The sequence below is a fragment of the Streptomyces griseus subsp. griseus genome (assembly GCF_000720255.1).
Lineage (GTDB): Bacteria > Actinomycetota > Actinomycetes > Streptomycetales > Streptomycetaceae > Streptomyces > Streptomyces griseus_I.
The window spans coordinates 1-15392 of sequence record NZ_JOJE01000010.1 but is presented as its reverse complement, the minus strand read 5'-3'; the positions used below and the strand labels follow the sequence as shown (position 1 = coordinate 15392).

Genomic DNA, 15392 nt, shown 5'->3' with positions numbered 1-15392 from the left:
CGTGATCGATATCAACGAGTCCGTGATGCAGTTCCTCCTGGCGTTGATCGTCGCCGGCCCGCTCCTCGGCGCCGTCGCCGCTCTCCTGCCCGCCCCGCCCGGTCTGAAGGGGAAGTCACCCGAGCAGGCCGTGCTGCGGCACGGCGTGACCGTGACCGGCGTGATCCTCATCGCCGCGATCGTCCTCGCGCTCGGCTTCGACCACGACCATCCCTCGAAGATGCAGGCCACGACCGACATCAGCTGGATCCCCGCACTCGACGTGCGGATCCACCTCGGCATCGACGGCATCTCCCTCCCCCTTCTGGTCCTGACCGCGCTGCTGACCTTCCTCTGCGCGCTCTACTCCTACTTCAAGCCGCCCACGGGCCCGTCCCCGAAGGCCTTCGTCGCCCTGGTGCTCGTCCTGGAGTCCGGCACCCTCGCCACCTTCGCCGTCCTCGACCTGCTGCTGTTCTTCCTCGCCTTCGAGACGGTCCTCATCCCGATGTACTTCCTCATCGCCCGCTGGGGCGGTGAGCAACGGACCCAGGCCGCGTGGAAGTTCATCCTCTACACCCTGCTCGGCTCCGTCGTCATGCTGCTCGGCCTGCTCCTGATCGGAATCAAGACGGGCACGTTCGACATGGTGGCACTCGCCACTGACAACGGCCGGTCACTGACCACATCCGTGCAGGTCACCGCCGTTCTGGCGATCGGGATCGGGCTCGCGGTCAAGACCCCGCTGTGGCCGCTGCACAGCTGGCTGCCGGACGCCCACACCGCCGCGCCGACCGTCGGCTCGGTCCTCCTCGCGGGCGTCCTGCTGAAGATGGGGACCTACGGTTTCGTGCGGATCCTCCTCCCCATCGCCCCCGACGGCTTCCGCACCTTCGCGCCCTACCTCGCCGCCTTCGCCGTCGTCGGCATCATCTACGGATCCCTGGCCTGCCTGGCCCTCGCCAAGCAGGGCGCGAAGGGCGACCTCAAGCGCCTCATCGCCTACTCCTCCGTCGGCCACATGGGGTTCGTCCTGCTCGGCATCGCGACCATGACCCCGACCGGCGTGAACGGCGCCCTGTTCGCCAACATCGCCCACGGCCTCATCACCGGCCTGCTCTTCTTCCTGGTCGGCGCCCTGAAGGACCGCACCGGCACCTCCGACCTCGACACCCTGGCCCAGGCAACCGGCGCCGCCCTCTACGGCAAGGCCCCCCGCCTCGGCGGCCTGCTCGCCTTCGCCGCGGTCGCCTCCCTCGGGCTGCCGGGACTCGCCGGGTTCTGGGGCGAGATGCTGGCCCTGTTCGGCGCGTTCGACCCCGCCGTCGGCCTCAGCAGGCCCGCCTTCCTCACCTTCACGGCGATCGCCGCCTTCGGCACCCTCCTGACGGCCGCCTACCTGCTCGTCGTGGTCCGCCGCGTGTGCATGGGCACGCTCCCGCAGGACGCCCCGAAGCTCACGGACGTCCGCTCGTACGAGTTCGCGGCCTGGACGCCGCTCGTCGTCCTCACCGTGGTCGCCGGCCTGTGGCCCAAGGCACTCCTCGGCCTGACCGATCCGGCCGTGCAGCAACTCCTGGCAGGAGGCACCCGATGAGCTCCCTCGTCCAGTCCGTCGACTGGCTCGCGATCGCGCCGCCCACCCTCGCCGCGGTCGTCGGACTCGTCGTCCTCGTCGCCGACCTCTTCGTCGACGACGCCAGGAAGGCCCTGCTCGGCTGGGTGTCCGTGGCCGGCCTCGCGGCCTCCGCGCTCCTGCTGCTGCCCCTCGTCGACGGCGACCGCTCCACCTTCTGCCTGACCGACGACGCCGACGTGTGCAGCTACACGGCCGACCGCTTCACCCTCGTCATCCAATTCCTGGTCCTCGGCGGCGCCCTCCTCGCAGCCCTCCTGTCCGTCACCACCCTGAAGGACTCGCGCAAGGAACTCCCCGAAGGGGAGTTCTGGTTCCTGCTGCTGTCCTCCGCCGCCGGAGCCGCCCTGCTGCCCGCCTCCCGCGACCTCGCCACCCTCGTCGTCGCCCTGGAGGTCGCCTCCCTGCCCGCCTTCGCCCTCGTCGGCATCCGGCAGGGCGACAAGAGGTCCTCCGAAGCGGCCCTGAAGTTCTTCCTGTCGTCCGTCACGGCCACCGCCGTCAGCCTCCTCGGCATCAGCTTCGTGTACGCGACGACCGGCACCCTCTACCTCACCCAGGTCGCCGACCGCGTCCAGCACGTCGACGGACAGCTCCAGACCCTCGCCCAGACCGGCGTCGTCCTCACCCTCGTCGGCTTCGCCTTCAAGACCGCCGCGGTCCCCTTCCACTTCTGGGTGCCCGACACCTACGTGGGAGCCCCCCTCCCCATCGCCGCCTACCTCTCGGTCGTCGGCAAGGCGGTCGGCTTCTCCGGCCTCATCCTCGTCACGGTCGTCGCCTTCCCGTCGTACGCCGACGCCTGGGGCCCCGCGCTCGCCGCGCTGGCCGCCCTCACCATGACCGTCGGCAACGTCGGCGCCCTGCGCCAGCAGGCCACGCGCGCGTACAGCGCGGTACGGCTGCTCGCCTGGTCCTCGGTCGGCCAGGCCGGCTACCTCCTCGTACCGATCGCCGCGGCCGCCTGGTCCGACGACCCCGAGCACTCGATCGGCTCCACGGTCGCCTACGCCCTCATGTACGCGGCCGTGAACCTCGGCGCCTTCGCGGTGGCGGCCCTGGTGGGCCGTACGAAAACCCTGAACCGCATCACCGACTACCGGGGCCTGTACGCCACGAACCCCGTCGCCGCCCTCGTGCTGGCCTTCTTCCTGCTCTGCCTGGCCGGACTGCCGCCCGGCATCATCGGCCTCTTCGCGAAGGTCACCGTCTTCTCGGCGGCCGTCGACGCGGGCCTGGGCTGGCTGGCCGTCGTCATGGCCGTCAACGTGGTGATCGCGCTGTTCTACTACCTCCAGTGGACCGCCCTGCTGTTCCGCGCCCCTGAGGGCGAGCCCGAGAAGCACCGCCTCCCCGCCCCCCTCACCGCGGCGATCGCCCTCACCGCCGTCCTCGGCGTCGCCCTGTCCGGAGCACCCCAGCTGGTCCTGCGCTTCACCGACGCCGGACTCTTCTGAGGCTTCCGACGCATCCCGTACGCGCGCGTGGGGCACTTGTTCCTCACGCGCGCGTGCCCCGCACCAGCGCCGTCACCCGGACGGCCCACGCGCGCCGCCGTACGCACCAGGGAACCCGCGGCCCCCGCCTGGCGTTGACCAGTACGGGAGGGTCCACTGGACGTGGCACCACGGCACCAGTGGCATCGGAGACACCAGAGAAGATCCGCAGGCAAAGGGTTCCCCTGCCGCACGACTTGGAGGGCGTACCGTGCACCGCCGGCACAACGGGCTCAGGACAGCAGTGCTCCTCGGGGGGCTGTCCGCACTCATCATCCTCATCGGCAGTTTCTTCGGCCGTACGGGACTGATCGTGGCGCTCGTCGTCGCCCTCGGGACCAACGCGTACGCGTACTGGAACAGCGACAAGCTGGCGCTGCGCGCCATGCGAGCCCGCCCGGTGAGCGAGTTCGAGGCCCCGGCCCTGTACCGGATGGTCCGCGACCTCTCCACCCAAGCCCGTCAGCCCATGCCCCGCCTGTACATCTCTCCGACGGAGGCCCCCAACGCCTTCGCTACCGGCCGCAACCCGCGCAACGCCGCCGTGTGCTGCACCGAGGGAATCATGCGCATCCTGGACGAGCGCGAACTGCGCGGCGTCATCGGCCACGAGCTCAGCCATGTCTACAACCGGGACATCTTGATCTCGTCGGTCGCCGGCGCTCTCGCCTCGGTGATCATGTTCCTGGTCAACTTCGCGTGGCTCATCCCGGTGGGCCGCTCGGACGACGACGACGGCCCCGGCATCCTCGGCTTTCTGCTGATCATGATCCTGGGCCCGCTCGCCGCCAGCCTCATCCAACTCGCCATCAGCCGCTCCAGGGAGTACGAGGCGGACGCCTCCGGTGCGCAGCTCACCGGCGACCCCCTCGCCCTGGCCGGCGCCCTGCGCAAGCTGGAAGCCGGCACCAAGCAGCTCCCGCTGCCCCCCGAGCCGCGCATCGAGACCGCGAGCCACATGATGATCGCGAACCCGTTCCGACCAGGACAGGGCGTCTCCAAGATGTTCTCCACCCACCCGCCGATGGCGGACCGCATCGCGCGGCTCGAGAAGATGGCAGGTCGTTACCAATGAAGACCATCCTCAATGTCATTTGGCTCGTCCTGAGCGGCTTCTGGCTGTTCCTCGGCTACCTCGCCGCGGGCCTGCTGCTCTGCATCACGATCATCGGCATCCCGTTCGGCGTGGCCGCGTTCCGCATCGGCGTCTACGCCCTCTGGCCGTTCGGCTACACCACCGTCGAGCGGCGGGACGCCGGTGCCCCCTCCTGCGTCGGCAACGTGCTGTGGCTCGTCCTCGCCGGCTGGTGGCTTGCGCTCACCCACATCGCCACCGGCATCGCGCTGTGCCTCACGATCATCGGTATCCCGTTCGGCATCGCCAACTTCAAGTTGATCCCGGTCTCACTGCTCCCCCTTGGCCGCGAAATCGTGCCCACGGACCAGCCGTTCGCGGGCACCTGACGGAACGGCCGCTCCGCTGACGCGCCCACGGCCACTCCGTCAACGCGCGGCCACCCGTCGCCGTATGCCGTACGCGACCACCCCCACCACCAGCACAGTGACGCCCACCACCACCGAGACCCCCGGCAGCGCGAACGCCACCACCACGCAGCCGAGAAGCCCCACGGCCGGCACCACCCGGGCCGCCGGAGCCGAATCGAGCGTCCAGGCCGAGGCGTTGGCGACCGCGTAGTAGGCCAGCACACCGAAGGAGGAGAAACCGATCGCGCCCCGCACGTCCACCGTGGCAGCGAGGACCGCGACGACCGCGCCCACCGCCAGCTCCGCCCGGTGCGGCACCTGGAAGCGTGGGTGCACGGCCGCCAGCGCGCCCGGCAGATGCCGGTCCCGGGCCATCGCCAGCGTCGTCCGCGACACGCCCAGGATCAGCGCGAGCAGCGAGCCCAGCGCCGCCACGGCGGCACCGACCCGCACCACCGGCACCATCCCGGGCACCCCGGCCGCCCGCACCGCGTCGGCCAGTGGCGCGGCCGCGTGCCCGAGCCCCTGAGCCCCCAGCACGGACAGGACGGCGACGGCCACCGCCGCGTACACGACCAGCGCGATGCCCAGGGCCAGCGGGATGGCGCGGGGAATCGTGCGAGCCGGGTCCCGGACCTCCTCGCCGAGGGTCGCGATGCGGGCGTACCCGGCGAACGCGAAGAACAGCAGACCAGCGGCCTGCAGCACTCCGCCCGCGCCCTCCGGGGCCCCGACGTCCAGGCGCCCCGCGTCGGACGCCCCCGACCCGAGGCACACGACCACCACACCGGCGAGGACGGCCAGCACCACCGCCACGATCACCCGCGTCAGCCAGGCCGACTTCTGGATGCCGCCGTAGTTCACCGCGGTCAGCGCCACCACGGCCGCGACCGCCACCGCGTGCGCCTGCCCCGGCCAGACGTACGCTCCCACGGTCAGCGCCATCGCCGCACAGGAGGCCGTCTTACCGACCACGAACGACCAGCCGGCCAGATACCCCCAGAACGGCCCGAGCCGCTCGCGCCCGTACACGTACGTGCCGCCGGAGGCGGGGTACAACGCGGCCAGCCGCGCCGACGACATGGCGTTGCAGTAGGCGACCACCGCCGCCACGGCCAGCCCGAGCAGCAGCCCGGACCCGGCCGCGTGCGCAGCGGGACCCAGGGCGGCGAAGATGCCGGCGCCGACCATCGAGCCGAGCCCGATGACCACGGCGTCCGGGACGCCCAGAGTGCGCCGCAGCTCGGCGGACGCGGATCCCGACTGAGTCATGAGGCGCACCCTACTGATCGATGCAACCGACAGGCGGAGCGGTGACGTCCTCTTCATCAACACGCCGCGAACAAACGGCACAAGCACACGCACGACGAGGGGCCGTGAGGAACCTCACAAGGCACAGCCCGGCAAAGAACTGCCCGTCGGGATCTAAAACACAGTGCCGGAACAGTGCGGGCACAGCGCGGAAGGGCAGGTTCAGGGCATGAGCATCATCAGCTGGATCATCCTGGGACTGTTGGCAGGAGCCATCGCCAAGTTCCTTCTCCCCGGACGTGACCCGGGCGGCTTCATCGGCACGACCCTCATCGGCATCGCGGGCGCGTTCATCGGCGGCTGGATCTCGGCCCGCTGGCTGGACCACCCCATCTCCAAGGACTTCTACGACGGGGCCACATGGGCCGCGGCGATCGGCGGCTCGTTCGTCCTGCTCGTCGTCTACCGCCTGCTGTTCGGGAACTCTCGTAACTGAGACGGGTGAGCCGGCGAGGGGGCGGCAGCAGAAGGGGTGGGCACCCACCGGCGCCCACCCCTTCGTCGTATCAGCGACGTATCAGCCGATGGAACAGATGGATCACCTGTAGTTCACGAACTGCAACGCGAAGTCGAAGTCCTTGCCCTTCAGGAGGGCGATGATGGCCTGGAGGTCGTCGCGGCTCTTGGAGCTGACGCGCAGCTCCTCGCCCTGCACCTGGGCCTTCACGCCCTTCGGGCCCTCATCACGGATGATCTTCGCCACCTTCTTCGCGTTCTCCTGGGAGATGCCCTCCTGGATCGACGCGAAGATCTTGTACTCCTTGCCCGAGAGCTGCGGCTCGCCCGCGTCCAGAGCCTTCAGGGAGATGCCACGCTTGATCAGCTTGGACTGGAAGACGTCGAGGACGGCCGTCACCCGGTCCTCCGAGTTCGCCTCCATGAGGATCTTCTCCCCGGACCAAGAGATCGAGGCGCCCACGCCCTTGAAGTCGTAGCGCTGCGAGATCTCCTTGGCGGCCTGGTTGAGGGCGTTGTCGACCTCCTGCCGCTCGACCTTCGAGACGATGTCGAAACTGGAGTCGGCCATGTCCTGTGGCTCCTTGTATCGGGGTGCGTATCGGATGCGGTTCGGGTGCCCATCGGCGTACGGGGGATCCGCCGCCGAGCCCGGCATGAGTCCCGGTCCGCATCCGGACAAGCCTAGCCACCCCGCCCTCGCCGAGCGGTGATCAATCGGGTGGCGAAGCACCCCTCCGTATCGGGTATTGTTTACGTCGTTGCCACGGAGCACCGCCGAAAAGCGGTTCGAAGGGCAGCTACCCCGGCGGTGTGCCCGAGCGGCCAAAGGGAGCAGACTGTAAATCTGCCGGCTCAGCCTTCCCAGGTTCGAATCCTGGCGCCGCCACTTTGGGGAAGACCCCCTCTACTCTGCGGAGACGCGGAATAGAGGGGGTCTCTTTGTGTACGGGGGCAGCAGGCCCGTGGTTACGAAGGCCAGCCGCCGTACGGGACGGTGATGAGTTCCATCGCGTGGCCAGCGGGGTCCATGAAGTAGACGCCGCGGCCTCCGTCGTTGTGGTTGATGGTGCCCGGGTGTTTCCGTTGCGGGTCGGCGTAGTGCTCGATGCCCTGCTGCCTGATCCGGGTGTACGCGGCGTCGAACTGTTCCTCGGAGACGAGGAAGGCGTAGTGCTGCGGGGTGATCTTGTCCGCGGGGATCGTGGCGAAGTCCAGGGTGACGCCGTTGCTGAGGGTGACCGCGATGAACGGTCCCCACTCGGCGGTTGTCTCGAGGTCCAGCAGGGCCGTGAAGAACTCCGCGGACTCGCGGTTGTCACGGGCGTGGACGATCGTGTGGTTCAACTCGACTGACAAGGGATGCCTCCATGGGCATGTCCCGACACCTCCATGCCTCACCCAGTCGGTGACCGGCACGCGATGTTGCCCTTGATCGTAGTCGGACCTCCACCCGCGGCGGTAGGCGATTACGGCTCGTCCGTGTCCGCCCGCGCCGCCTTCTTCACGTCCGCCTCGACGTCGTGGCGCAGCTTCCCCTCTTCCTTGGCGTACTCGGTCACCGCGGCCTGCACGTCCCGTGCCAGGTCGCGCCACGCCCGCCACGCGGTCTCGTAGGTGTCGGTCTGTTCCTTGGTCCACGGCTCCGCGGTGGGGGCCCCGAACGTGTCCCGCAGCTGCACGACCCTGACGTGCGCCTCGTTCGCCGTGCGCTGCTTCTCCACGAGTTCCTCGAAAGTGTGTGCCACGTGGTCGGATCCTAAGGAACCGAGCGAGTTTTCGCGCGTCGGGTGGGGGTACGTACGGCGAGTTTTCGCGGGTCGAGCGCGGTTCGCTCGGCGAGTCGTGGGCCCCGCGCGCGGCAGAACCCGACGCGGCCTGCCGTACCGCTGGAAGAGGGACGGCCGCGGCCCGGCGGTCACCGCCCTGGTGTGGGCCCATATCGTCCCTCCCCCGAAGTCCGGTGTGGAACAGTCGTTGTGTCGTTGTCGCGCGACCCCGGCCGGCCCGAAAGCCGGTCCTGGCTCGAAAACGTTGTCGGCCGGCGAGGCCGGCGAGGCCGGCGAAGCTGGCGAGGCCGGGGCAGCCGCCGCGCGCCCCGGCGGACCGGATGAACCGAAGGAGTTGACGGACGTATGTCGTCCCGCCGCAGGAACTGCCCCGTGTGCCGTCGGGAGATCGCCGTCGTCGCGGGGCGCTTCGCCCGCCACGACCCACCCGGCGCACGGGAGCACGGCGAACTGACCTCCTGCCCGGGTTCCCGCCAACAGGCGCAACTGGGCGCCGTCCAACCGTCGTTGGACGGCCACGTCCTACCGGACTTCCCCGGCCAGCTGCCGCTGTTCTAGCCCCCGGCGCGCGGGCGGCCCCTACGGCACCGTCCGTACGTCCATTCGACTCACCAGCCCGTCCCCGCCGAAGCGGTAGACGTGTTCCACCGTCCCGGCCCAGTGGTCCTCGTCATCGATCCGAAGCCCCTGCCGTACGGTCACCACCACCGCCTCGCCGTCCTGGTCGAGCCGTAGTCCCTCCAGCCGGACGAGGGGATGGGCGGCCGCGAACTGCCGTGCCCAGTACGCCCGTACGGCCTCCCGGCCGTGCAGCCGGGTGCCGTCCAGCACGTCGGGCCAGTCCACGTCCGGCGCCAGGCATCCCGCCACGAAGGTGTCGCGCTCGTCGGTCGAGAACGCCTCGTACATGCGACGCAGCATGGCCTCCCGCGCCGCAGGCACCGTCATGGTCAGTTCCCCGCCACCGACTTCACTGCCACCGACACCGGTGTCGAGCCGCTGATCAGCTCCAGGACCAGACCGGTCGTCGCCGGGGTGTCCACGAGCTCCGCGAGCACGGCGGCCACGTCCTCGCGTGGGACCGGACCGCGGCCCGTGCGGGCCTCCAGGCGGACGAGACCGGTGCCGGGGTCGTCGGTGAGCGCGCCGGGACGCAGGATCGTCCAGTCCAGGGCGTCCTGGCCCTGCACGTACGCGTCGGCCTCGCCCTTGGCGCGCTGGTACACGTCGAACACCTCGTCGCCCTGGTGGTCCGGGTCCGCGCCCATGGAGGACACGACGACGAAGCGCCGTACGCCCGCCCGGACCGCCGCGTCCGCGAACAGCACCGCCGCGCCTTTGTCCACGGTTTCCTTCCGGGCCGTCCCGCTGCCCGGGCCCGCGCCCGCCGCGAACACCGCCGCGTCCGCGCCCCGCAACCGCTCCGCGACCTCCTCGACCGACGCCGATTCCAGGTCCAGCACGACCGGTTCGGCGCCGACCTCCCGCAGGTCTTCGCCCTGTTCGGGCTTGCGGATGATCCCCGCCACCTCGTCCCCACGCCCGGCGAGCAGCCGCTCCAGCCGCAGCGCGATCTGACCATGTCCACCAGCGATGACAATGCGCATGCCTTCGACCGTACGCCCGGACGGCCGCATCCGCCGCATGGCTTCGCTCCCGCCCCGGGCCCGCACCTCCACCCGACAGCGCCCTACGACAGCTCCCCCCGGGGCTTCAAAACCCCGGGGCTCCTACGACGGCTCCCCCAGGGCTCCTACGACAGCTCCCCCGGGGCTCCTACGACGGCTCCCCCGGGGCTCCTACGACGGCTCACCCCGCCCCCGTCGCGGCCCCTGTCGCGGCAACTCCGGTCCCGATCCCGGCGCGGACTCCGCTGCCGCCGCCGAGTTGCAGTACTCCCGCACCGCGCTCGTCCGTGCCACCACGCGGCCACGGTGGATCACGATCCGGCTGTACGCCAGGGACAGCGCGCCCGCGAGCCGGTCCCCGCGGACCGCGAGGAGTTCGGCGGGGAAGCCCGCCTCGACGCGCACCTCGGGCAGGCCCAGCGCGGCCCGCGCGGACGCGCTGACGGCGTCATAGGCGTCCTCGGGGCGCAGGCCGTGGCGGGAGGACAGCAGGTAGGCGGCCTCCAGCGGGTCCCCGCGGCCCACCGGGTTGGACACGTCCCGAAGGGCGCCGCTGCCCGCCGCGACCCGCACCCCGGCGGCGCGCAGCAGACCGACCGGGGCCATGTCGCGCCCCTCGGCGCCCCCGCAGCCGCCCTGCGGGAGGCACACCACCGTCACGCCGGCCGCCGCGAGCCGGTCGGCGGTGCGCGAGGCCATCTCGGCGGGCAGGCGGGCGAGTCCGCCGCACGGGCCGAGGGCGACGCCGGGGCGCAGTCCGCCGGCCATCGCCGCGAGACGGGCGAGGCGGGCCGGGTCCTCGGCGTCGGTGTGCAGGTCGACGGGGCAGCCGAACTCGGAGGCGATCTCCAGGACGGCCTCGACGTACCCCGTCGGATCGGGGTCCAGGTCGGGACAGCCGCCCACCACGGAGGCGCCCATCTTCACCGCGTCCCGCAGCACCGCGAGTCCGTCGGCTCCGGCCACCCCGGTCAGCACTCGCGGCACGGCCACCGTCGCCACCTCGGCCAGTCCGCGCAGCGAACGCCCGGTCCGCAGCACGGCTGCCAGCGCGCCCAGCCCCTGCACAGCGCCCACGCGCACATGGGCGCGAAGCGCGGTCGCCCCGTGGCCGAGTTGCAGCAGCGCGGCTTCCACCGCCCGGCGCTGGACGTCCTCGGGGGCGTAGGAGACGGGTCCGTCGCCGTCGGCGGACAGCGCGGTGTCGGCGTGGGCATGCGCCTCGGCCGGGGCGGGCAGAAGCAGGTAGCCGCTGAGGTCCACCCGGGCGCCCGCGCCGAGCGTCGGGCCGACCGCCAGGCTGCCCGCCGTGCCGACCGCCTCGATGCGTCCGCCGCCCAGCCGAACGTCCACGGCCCGGCCGTCGGTGAGCCGTGCTCCGCACAGCAGGAGGGCGGGCTCGGAGGGGCCGCCCGGCGGGCGCGACGACGGGGACGGCTGCGGCCGGCTGTCGGGCATCGGGCTCCAGGTGCTCGGCATGGGGTGGGCTCGAGGGCGCCCACGGGACACGAGGTCAGGCACTCAAGATCACGCAGAGTGAGTCGAGCCTAGGGCGGCACCTCGCCCCCGGCGGGGAGGAGCGCAATAGTCGTACCGGTGTGGTGGGCCGGGTCCGAGGGGCCCGCGAGGCCGCTGGGAGAGCCGCTCAACGGGGCCGGACAGGCGGCGCGAAACGGATTTGGGTGAACGGCTGCCGAGCGTGTAATGTCTTCATCGCTCGCCCCAATAGCTCAGTCGGCAGAGCGTCTCCATGGTAAGGAGAAGGTCTACGGTTCGATTCCGTATTGGGGCTCTGGTGAGAGAGGTTCCCGTCGCGAGGCGGGATCCGATTGATCCGCAGCGGTGTAGCTCAGTCGGTAGAGCAAGCGGCTCATAATCGCTGTGTCACCGGTTCAAGTCCGGTCACCGCTACACACAGTAGCCGATTGCGGGGTCGGTCCTTCGATCGGCTACTCTTTCTTGCGTTAATACAATCAATCCGTTCGTCAAGGAGCACTCACGTGGCTGCCACCGACGTCCGCCCGAAGATCACGCTGGCCTGCGTGGAGTGCAAGGAGCGGAACTACATCACCAAGAAGAACCGGCGTAACAACCCGGACCGTCTTGAGATGAAGAAGCACTGCCCGCGTTGCAATGCGCACACCGCGCACCGCGAAACGCGATAAAACAGGCTCGTACACGAGGCCGTCCCCGAGTGATCGGGGGCGGCCTCGCGTCGTTGAGCGACCCGTACCGGTCAGTAGAGCAACCAGGAGGTGCCGAGCCCATGGCGCTCGACCAGTCCTTCGTGGGGCGGACCTACCCGCCCACCGATCCCTATGAGGTCGGCCGGGAGAAGATCCGCGAGTTCGCCGACGCCGTCGGGGACAACAACCCCGCGTACACGGACCCGGAGGCCGCCAAGGCGCTCGGTCACCCGGATGTGATCGCCCCGCCGACCTTCGTCTTCGCGATCACCTTCAAGGCCGCGGGGCAGGTCATCACGGACCCGCAGCTCGGCCTGGACTACAGCCGCGTGGTGCACGGCGACCAGAAGTTCGCCTACGTCCGCCCGGTGCGTGCCGGCGACCGGCTCACGGTCACCTCGACCATCGAGGCGATCAAGTCCCTCGCGGGCAACGACATCCTGGACGTCCGCGGTGAGGTCCACGACGAGGCCGGAGAGCACGTCGTGACCGCTTGGACCAAGCTGGTGGCCCGCGCGGCCGAGGAGGCGTGAGGACGCGATGACGGCGAAGATCGCTTACGACGACGTCGAGGTCGGCACGGAACTCCCGGTCCAGACCTTCCCTGTGACCCGTGCCACCCTCGTCCAGTACGCGGGCGCGTCCGGGGACTTCAACCCCATCCACTGGAACGAGAGGTTCGCCAAGGAGGTCGGACTCCCGGACGTCATCGCGCACGGCATGTTCACGATGGCCGAGGCGATCCGCGTGGTCACCGACTGGACCGGCGATCCCGGCGCGGTCGTCGAGTACGGCTGCCGGTTCACCCGCCCGGTCGTCGTCCCCGACGATGACAAGGGCGCCGTGATCGAGGTCACCGGCAAGGTGGCGGCCAAGCTCGACGACAACACCGTGCGGGTCGACCTGACGGCGACGAGCGACGGCCAGAAGGTGCTCGGCATGTCGCGGGCCGTCGTACGGCTGGCCTGAGCGCGCAAGAAAGTACACAGACAGTGTGTAAGGGGCGTCGGCAATTGCCGACGCCCCTTACACCGCTTGACTTAGTTAGTGATTGAGCACTAACTTGATGCACATGTCCAGGATGAGTGCAGAGGAGAGGCGCGAGAGCGTCATTCGTGCGGCGATGGCCGAGTTCGCCCGCGGTGGCTATCACGGCACGTCGACCGAGGCGATCGCCAAGCGGGTCGGCGTCTCGCAGCCGTACCTCTTCCGGCTCTTCCCCGGCAAGAAGGCGATCTTCCTGGCGGCGGCCGACCGCTGCGTCGAGGAGACCATCCGTACCTTCCGGGAGGCCTCGGAGGGGCTGGAGGGCGAAGAGGCCCTGCATGCCATGGCGAACGCGTACACCAAGGTCATCGCCGAGCGGCCGGAGCTGCTGCAGATGCAGATGCAGATGTACGTCGCCGTAGGGGCCGCCGAACAGGAGGGCGACCACGCCTTCGGGGAGGCGGTGCGGGCCGGCTGGATGCGGCTGTGGGACACCGTCCACCTGCCGCTGGGTGCCGACATCGGCGAGACGACGACCTTCCTGGCGTACGGAATGCTGATCAACTGCCTGGTGGCGATGGGATTTCCGCCGGAGCACCGGGTGTGGGAGGGGCTGTACCCGGCGGCACGGAGCAAGGGCCGACTGGAGCACTAGGTGCACGGAGGCGGGCTTCACCCCGCCCTTTCATGACCGCAAAAGTTAGTCATCAATAACTAACCAACGGAGTTCTGGGGGAACCATGTCAGAGCAGACAGCACACCGCGGGGGAGCCGTCTGGGCCCTCGTGATCACCAGCGTCGCCGGATTCATGGCGGCCCTGGACAACCTCGTCGTCACCACCGCCCTGCCCTCCATCCGCGAGGACCTCGGCGGAGCGCTGGACGACCTGGAATGGACCGTGAGCGCCTACACGCTCACCTTCGCCGTCCTGCTCATGTTCGGCGCGGCGCTCGGTGACCGCTTCGGCCGCCGCCGGCTCTTCCTCGTCGGCCTCACCGTCTTCACCGGCGCTTCCGCCGCCGCGGCCCTCGCCCCCGGCATCGACTCCCTGATCGCCGCCCGCGCGATCCAGGGCGTCGGCGCGGCCATCCTGATGCCGCTGACGCTGACCCTGCTCACGGCGGCCGTGCCCGCCGCCAAGCGCGGTATGGCGTACGGCATCTGGGGCGCCGTCAACGGACTCGCCGTCGCCTCCGGACCGCTCATCGGCGGCAGCCTCACCGAGCACATCTCCTGGCAGTGGATCTTCTGGCTGAACGTCCCCCTGGGCCTCGCCCTGCTGCCCCTGGCCCGGCTGCGCCTCGCCGAGTCGCACGGCACGGGCGCGCCACTCGACATACCCGGCACCCTGCTCGCCAGCGGCGGCCTCTTCGGAATCGTCTACGGCCTGGTGCGCGGACCGGCCGACGGCTGGACCAGCCCGTTCGTACTGATCGGCCTGTTCGCGGGCACCGCGCTGCTGGCCGGCTTCATCCACCACGGCGTCCGGGCGAAGAACCCGATGCTGCCGATGCGGCTCTTCCGTTCCCGCGCCTTCTCCGGCATCAACGCCGCGAGCCTGCTGATGTTCCTCGGGATGTTCGGGTCGATCTTCCTGCTCAGCCAGTACCTGCAGGGTGTGCTCGGGTACTCGCCCACCGAGGCGGGGCTCCGGATGCTCCCGTGGACGGGTATGCCGATGCTCGTCGCGCCGATCGCCGGGATCCTCTCCGACCGCATCGGCGGCCGTCCGGTCGTCGCGGCGGGTCTGTTCTTCCAGGCGGCGGGGCTCGGCTGGATGGCCTACGTGGTGACGGTCGACGCGTCGTACGCCGTGCAGTTGCCCGGGCTGATCATGAGCGGCATCGGGATGGCACTGTTCTTCGCGCCCGCGTCGAACCTGGTGATGTCCAGCGTGCGGCCGCAGGAACAGGGGATCGCCTCCGGAGCGAACAACGCGCTGCGAGAGATCGGCGGTGCGCTCGGCATCGCGATCATGTCGTCGATCTTCTCGGCGCAGGGCGGATACGAGAGCGGCCAGGCCTTCGTGGACGGGCTGCGGCCGGCACTGGTGACGGGGGCGGGGGTGGTGGCGCTGGCGGGGGTCGCGGCGTTGCTGATTCCCTCGCGGCGGCGCGGTACGCAGGTTGTGGCCGAGGCCGACTCGGGGCGTGTTCTGGAGACTGTGGGTCGCTGAGTACGGCACGCGCGCGTACGACCTCGTCGGTGTCGGCGGGGTCGTACGCGCAGCCTGCCGTGGGGTGGTTCTCGCTCACCCGCGCCGCTGGGGCGGGAGCCGGTAGGTGGGACGGCCCGCACACGCGGACGGCGAGGAGGGGACGGGGCGGGGGGTGTCCGCCCGCAGCGGTTGGCGCGTCAACACCAGTGCGTCCTCAAGTGACCGATTCCGCGCCGTTCCGAGGACGGACACCCCCCGTCGCGGCCCCGACCCCCCCAC

At 70.4% G+C, this 15392-nt stretch carries 18 protein-coding genes and 3 tRNA genes; 14 read left to right on the top strand and 7 right to left on the bottom strand.

Translation table 11 applies throughout. From position 1 onward, the window contains the following. Window position 1 precedes the first annotated feature (1 nt). The 4 genes from IG99_RS15640 to IG99_RS15625 all read left to right on the top strand — a co-directional run bounded on the left by IG99_RS15640 (window position 2) and on the right by IG99_RS15625 (window position 4575). Window positions 2-1576, top strand: coding sequence for a complex I subunit 4 family protein (locus tag IG99_RS15640; protein WP_037674337.1), 1575 nt, complete (start codon window positions 2-4; stop codon window positions 1574-1576). Next, window positions 1573-3072, top strand: coding sequence for an NADH-quinone oxidoreductase subunit N (locus IG99_RS15635; protein WP_037674336.1), 1500 nt, complete (start codon window positions 1573-1575; stop codon window positions 3070-3072). Before IG99_RS15640 ends, IG99_RS15635 begins: the two co-directional genes overlap by 4 nt. 250 nt (window positions 3073-3322) lie before the next feature. Then, complete coding sequence (gene htpX / locus IG99_RS15630) at window positions 3323-4186, top strand: zinc metalloprotease HtpX (RefSeq protein WP_037674335.1); 864 nt, start codon at window positions 3323-3325, stop codon at window positions 4184-4186. Then, window positions 4183-4575 (top strand): YccF domain-containing protein, encoded by a 393-nt coding sequence (locus IG99_RS15625; RefSeq protein ID WP_037674332.1) that lies wholly within the window; start codon window positions 4183-4185, stop codon window positions 4573-4575. Before htpX ends, IG99_RS15625 begins: the two co-directional genes overlap by 4 nt. A 39-nt stretch (window positions 4576-4614) precedes the next feature. Here the strand turns inward: IG99_RS15625 and IG99_RS15620 are convergent, their stop codons facing one another. Next, window positions 4615-5868: an APC family permease gene (locus IG99_RS15620; protein WP_037674330.1), complete on the bottom strand. Its 1254-nt coding sequence runs from the start codon at window positions 5866-5868 to the stop codon at window positions 4615-4617. Between the two features lie 208 nt (window positions 5869-6076). Here IG99_RS15620 and IG99_RS15615 point away from each other — a divergent pair, with 208 nt between their 5' ends. Further along, window positions 6077-6343 carry a GlsB/YeaQ/YmgE family stress response membrane protein gene (locus IG99_RS15615; RefSeq protein ID WP_037674327.1) on the top strand — a complete coding sequence of 89 codons (267 nt, stop codon included), beginning with the start codon at window positions 6077-6079 and terminating at the stop codon, window positions 6341-6343. A gap of 102 nt (window positions 6344-6445) precedes the next feature. Here IG99_RS15615 and IG99_RS15610 read toward each other — a convergent pair whose 3' ends face one another. Beyond that, window positions 6446-6934: a YajQ family cyclic di-GMP-binding protein gene (locus IG99_RS15610; protein WP_037674326.1), complete on the bottom strand. Its 489-nt coding sequence runs from the start codon at window positions 6932-6934 to the stop codon at window positions 6446-6448. 236 nt (window positions 6935-7170) lie between these two features. On the opposite strand from IG99_RS15610, the gene IG99_RS15605 reads away from it, so the two are divergent. Next, window positions 7171-7252, top strand: a tRNA-Tyr gene (locus IG99_RS15605). 80 nt (window positions 7253-7332) lie between these two features. Here IG99_RS15605 and IG99_RS15600 read toward each other — a convergent pair. Together IG99_RS15600 and IG99_RS15595 are read right to left on the bottom strand one after the other, a co-directional pair. After that, on the bottom strand, window positions 7333-7722 hold the full coding sequence (locus tag IG99_RS15600) for a VOC family protein (RefSeq protein ID WP_037674325.1): 390 nt from the start codon (window positions 7720-7722) through the stop codon (window positions 7333-7335). 110 nt (window positions 7723-7832) lie between these two features. Continuing rightward, window positions 7833-8111 carry a hypothetical protein gene (locus IG99_RS15595; protein WP_037674323.1) on the bottom strand — a complete coding sequence of 93 codons (279 nt, stop codon included), beginning with the start codon at window positions 8109-8111 and terminating at the stop codon, window positions 7833-7835. Between the two features lie 387 nt (window positions 8112-8498). On the opposite strand from IG99_RS15595, the gene IG99_RS15590 reads away from it, so the two are divergent. Then, window positions 8499-8711, top strand: coding sequence for a hypothetical protein (locus IG99_RS15590; RefSeq protein ID WP_037674322.1), 213 nt, complete (start codon window positions 8499-8501; stop codon window positions 8709-8711). A 21-nt stretch (window positions 8712-8732) separates the two neighbouring features. Here the strand turns inward: IG99_RS15590 and IG99_RS15585 are convergent, their stop codons facing one another. From IG99_RS15585 to IG99_RS15575, 3 genes are all read right to left on the bottom strand, one after another. Continuing rightward, the gene (locus IG99_RS15585) at window positions 8733-9101 is read right to left on the bottom strand and encodes a nuclear transport factor 2 family protein (protein ID WP_037674320.1); all 369 of its coding nucleotides are present in this window, start codon (window positions 9099-9101) and stop codon (window positions 8733-8735) included. A gap of 2 nt (window positions 9102-9103) precedes the next feature. Further along, window positions 9104-9760 (bottom strand): SDR family oxidoreductase, encoded by a 657-nt coding sequence (locus IG99_RS15580; RefSeq protein ID WP_037674618.1) that lies wholly within the window; start codon window positions 9758-9760, stop codon window positions 9104-9106. A gap of 192 nt (window positions 9761-9952) precedes the next feature. Continuing rightward, window positions 9953-11239, bottom strand: coding sequence for an amidohydrolase family protein (locus IG99_RS15575; protein ID WP_037674318.1), 1287 nt, complete (start codon window positions 11237-11239; stop codon window positions 9953-9955). A 261-nt stretch (window positions 11240-11500) separates the two neighbouring features. Here IG99_RS15575 and IG99_RS15570 point away from each other — a divergent pair. The 7 genes from IG99_RS15570 to IG99_RS15540 all read left to right on the top strand — a co-directional run bounded on the left by IG99_RS15570 (window position 11501) and on the right by IG99_RS15540 (window position 15131). Further along, window positions 11501-11573 (top strand) — tRNA-Thr (locus IG99_RS15570). A 46-nt stretch (window positions 11574-11619) separates the two neighbouring features. Continuing rightward, window positions 11620-11692: transfer RNA gene (locus IG99_RS15565), tRNA-Met, on the top strand. Between the two features lie 89 nt (window positions 11693-11781). Next, window positions 11782-11946, top strand: coding sequence for a 50S ribosomal protein L33 (gene rpmG / locus IG99_RS15560; RefSeq protein ID WP_003948671.1), 165 nt, complete (start codon window positions 11782-11784; stop codon window positions 11944-11946). A 101-nt stretch (window positions 11947-12047) separates the two neighbouring features. After that, on the top strand, window positions 12048-12500 hold the full coding sequence (locus IG99_RS15555) for a MaoC family dehydratase N-terminal domain-containing protein (RefSeq protein ID WP_037674316.1): 453 nt from the start codon (window positions 12048-12050) through the stop codon (window positions 12498-12500). 7 nt (window positions 12501-12507) lie between these two features. Beyond that, the gene (locus IG99_RS15550) at window positions 12508-12936 is read left to right on the top strand and encodes a MaoC family dehydratase (RefSeq protein WP_037674315.1); all 429 of its coding nucleotides are present in this window, start codon (window positions 12508-12510) and stop codon (window positions 12934-12936) included. Window positions 12937-13039: 103 nt separating this feature from the next. After that, window positions 13040-13609 carry a TetR/AcrR family transcriptional regulator gene (locus IG99_RS15545; RefSeq protein ID WP_199815528.1) on the top strand — a complete coding sequence of 190 codons (570 nt, stop codon included), beginning with the start codon at window positions 13040-13042 and terminating at the stop codon, window positions 13607-13609. An 85-nt stretch (window positions 13610-13694) separates the two neighbouring features. After that, the gene (locus tag IG99_RS15540) at window positions 13695-15131 is read left to right on the top strand and encodes a DHA2 family efflux MFS transporter permease subunit (protein WP_037674313.1); all 1437 of its coding nucleotides are present in this window, start codon (window positions 13695-13697) and stop codon (window positions 15129-15131) included. Window positions 15132-15392: the final 261 nt, after the last annotated feature.